This window comes from Kitasatospora sp. NPDC058190, from assembly GCF_042883685.1.
Lineage (GTDB): Bacteria > Actinomycetota > Actinomycetes > Streptomycetales > Streptomycetaceae > Kitasatospora.
This window is the reverse complement of record NZ_JBHVVI010000271.1, coordinates 1-2,620: the sequence shown is the minus strand read 5'-3', so window position 1 is coordinate 2,620 and position 2,620 is coordinate 1. Positions and strand designations below refer to the sequence as shown.

General features: G+C 68.4%; 4 protein-coding genes and 1 pseudogene. 2 read left to right on the top strand and 3 right to left on the bottom strand.

Translation table 11 applies throughout. The annotated features are described in order from the left end of the window. Window positions 1-253: 253 nt before the first annotated feature. A complete protein-coding gene (locus tag ACFVWU_RS44700; protein ID WP_387632428.1) occupies window positions 254-412 on the bottom strand; it encodes a hypothetical protein in 159 nt (52 codons plus the stop codon). Then, window positions 409-882, bottom strand: a complete 474-nt coding sequence (locus ACFVWU_RS44695; RefSeq protein ID WP_387632426.1) for a Tn3 family transposase — start codon at window positions 880-882, stop codon at window positions 409-411. The genes ACFVWU_RS44700 and ACFVWU_RS44695 overlap by 4 nt, the downstream gene beginning before the upstream one ends. Before the next feature lie 254 nt (window positions 883-1,136). Between ACFVWU_RS44695 and ACFVWU_RS44690 the strand changes: the two genes are divergently transcribed. Then, the gene (locus ACFVWU_RS44690; RefSeq protein WP_387632423.1) at window positions 1,137-1,577 is read left to right on the top strand and encodes a hypothetical protein; all 441 of its coding nucleotides are present in this window, start codon (window positions 1,137-1,139) and stop codon (window positions 1,575-1,577) included. 198 nt (window positions 1,578-1,775) lie between these two features. Beyond that, the gene (locus tag ACFVWU_RS44685; RefSeq protein WP_387632421.1) at window positions 1,776-2,120 is read left to right on the top strand and encodes a DnaB-like helicase N-terminal domain-containing protein; all 345 of its coding nucleotides are present in this window, start codon (window positions 1,776-1,778) and stop codon (window positions 2,118-2,120) included. A 114-nt stretch (window positions 2,121-2,234) separates the two neighbouring features. Here ACFVWU_RS44685 and ACFVWU_RS44680 read toward each other — a convergent pair. Further along, window positions 2,235-2,525, bottom strand: a pseudogene (locus ACFVWU_RS44680) (transposase); the annotation flags it as partial. Window positions 2,526-2,620: the final 95 nt, after the last annotated feature.

Sequence of the window (2,620 nt, the reverse complement as noted above, 5' to 3'; positions counted from 1 at the left end):
TCCATCCGCATAGCGCATACCAACGGCATAGCGCGCAAGTGATGGTCAGTCAGCTACACAAACAGGCCAATCACCTTGAAGCGCCGAGGTCAGTATCCAGAAACCCGCCAAACGGCAGGGGTGTTGGCCAAGGCGGCTACCCTGGTCCGGATCAGCTTTCCATGCCCTGCGCGTCTTTGGCTGCGGAGCGGTGCCGTCGAGTGCCGCTCGCGCCAGGTTTCCGCTTTGTCCGATGACTTCGACCTGCTGCGGGTCAGGAGTCAAGGTCATCGCGCATCTGAGGCTCGGTCAGGTCGTCGGCCCACCACACCTCCCAGCGGGCATCGCCGATCCACTCGGTGCAGACCTCGGTCTCGGTGTCCCGGGTCAGGTCCCGGGCGAGGTGGTAGGCCTGCCTGCTGCGGCTGGTCATCGCGCACCACCGCCCGCCGTGCCGAGCCCGCCCAGGTCGGCACGGCCGATCTCCAGACGGGAGGCGAGGTTGAGCTTGACCTCGCCGTAGGGGTGTACGTGGCCCCGGAACAGCGGGGTCAGGCCGCGTCGGTCGGCCGGCCCGAGCAGGTCGGCCCAGGCGGGTTCGGCCAGGACGGCCTGCAGCATCAGGGTGTTCACGTACACGAGGCTGGCCTGGAGGATGCGCAGGCACAGCGCGGCCATCTCGACCTCCTCGCGCCGGTTGCTGGAGATCTCCCAGCCCTTGCCGTAGTAGATCACCGCGTTCGCACGGTTCCAGGCCTCCACCACGTTCAGGCCCTCCTCGATCTCGCGCTGCAGGGCGCGGTCGCGCGGGTAGCGGCGCTCCAACTCGGCCTCAAGATCCTCCACCCGCGCCCGGGCGGCCTCCCGACGCTCCTCCAGCAACCCCAACGGCGACGGCGGCATCACACACTCCGTTCCGACCTCGACAATCCGACGCCGAAACCCTGTCGCTCAACCCCGCACACCATGCCTGAACAGCGAAAAGTCATATACCGCAAGCGGATTGCGGATGCCTTCTGAGCCGCCTCGCCCCGCTGTACGGGACGAAGATCCCCGTCCAGGCCCTGTGGCTCGACCTCGCCGTCGACCAGGGCGTACTCCAGCTGCGCCGCCCCGATGGCAGCGTCGGTCACCTGCCGGTCGCCGAACTCGCCGTAATGATCGGTGACCAGCGCGCGGCTGCGGACGTGCGCAGCACTGTCCACGAGCTCCATGCCGCCGGCGGGGTCCTGGTCGAGCCCAGCGATCAGGAGGAGGTCGTGCTGCGGGTGGTCGTCGGCAAGCCGGCCAAGCCGGGTGATCCGTGGCTGTTCGGTGGGGACCTGGCCAGTGCGCTGGTGCCCAAGGTCTGTATCCCGGTTGCGCCGGGGAGCCTGCCGCCGGATGAGTTTGCCGCGTTGGGCTACCTGCGTGCCCATCTCGCCGAGGGCACGACCGGTACTGCTCTGGAGTACGCGTCGTTCGTCGGTGTCGGCACTGAGGAGCGTGCCCAGGAGTTGTTCGACGCCGTCGCCCACCTCATCGACGCCCGAGGGTGCCCGGCCTGTCCGACCGCCCACCTGTGCACGCGAGGCCTCGAGGCCGAGCCGACGGTGTGACAGTAGCGGCCGGAGCCCGAGGCGTCCCGGTCCCGAATCCCGGTCAGGCGCGAGTCCCGAGGGCAGTTCTTGGCTGGCCGCGGGTAAAAAATTTCTGACCTCCTGGCATGTCCGCAGCCGAAAGTTTGCAGGTCGCAGGCCTGTTCGCGAGCATCGAGCGGGTCTAGCATTCCGGGTCACAGCAGCCCCACCACCCCCTTGTCGGGCCGCCGAGCAGATCGTCCTCGGCGCGATGCTGCGGTCCAAGGACTTCATCGCCAGACGATTCTCCCCGCGGACTACTACCGGCCCGCGCACGAACTGATCCACGGCGCAATCCTCGCCCTGTACGCCGCGGGAGAGCCGGACCCGATCACCACCGCCGCCGAACTCACCAAACGCGGCCAACTGGCCCGGTGCGGAGGCACCGACTACCTGCACCCCCCCAGTCAACGGCGTCGGGAGCATCGCCACCGCAGGCCTGACGCTCGACCATGTACGCGAGAACGCCCTGCGCCGCCGGCTCATCGAGACCGCCCTGCGGATGGACCAGCTCGCGCATAGCGAAGCCCCGACCGACCATGTCCTCGCGGACTGCACAGCGGAGATCCTCGCCCCCCCCCGCGTCACTGCCGGCGCCGACGCTCCACGGAGTGCACGCTTACTGACCTCGGCGCTTCAAGGTGATGGCGGTGGGAGGTCTAGGGAGAGTCCGGTCCCGGTGAGGAAGCCGTCGAGGAGGTCGGAGCGGTACTGCAGTCGTTTGAGGCGGTTGCGGACGAGGGCTTCGAGTCGGTCGAGGGCGACGCTGGCGAGGTTCGCCAGACTTCGTTTGACGTGGGCCCACAGGTACTCGACCGCGTTCAGCTCGGGTGCGTAGGCGGGCAGCACGAACACCGTCAGCCAGTCCCTCGCGTCGATCAGGTCGCGCATCGCGTGGGAGACGTGGGTGTTCAGCCGGTCCCACACTGAGCTTCCCCCGCTGCGCGGGAGGCGTTGATTACCTGGTCAGGACGGGTGTGGCTAGTTCGACGGCCACCGGTTCGGCCGTCGCCTGGTCGGCG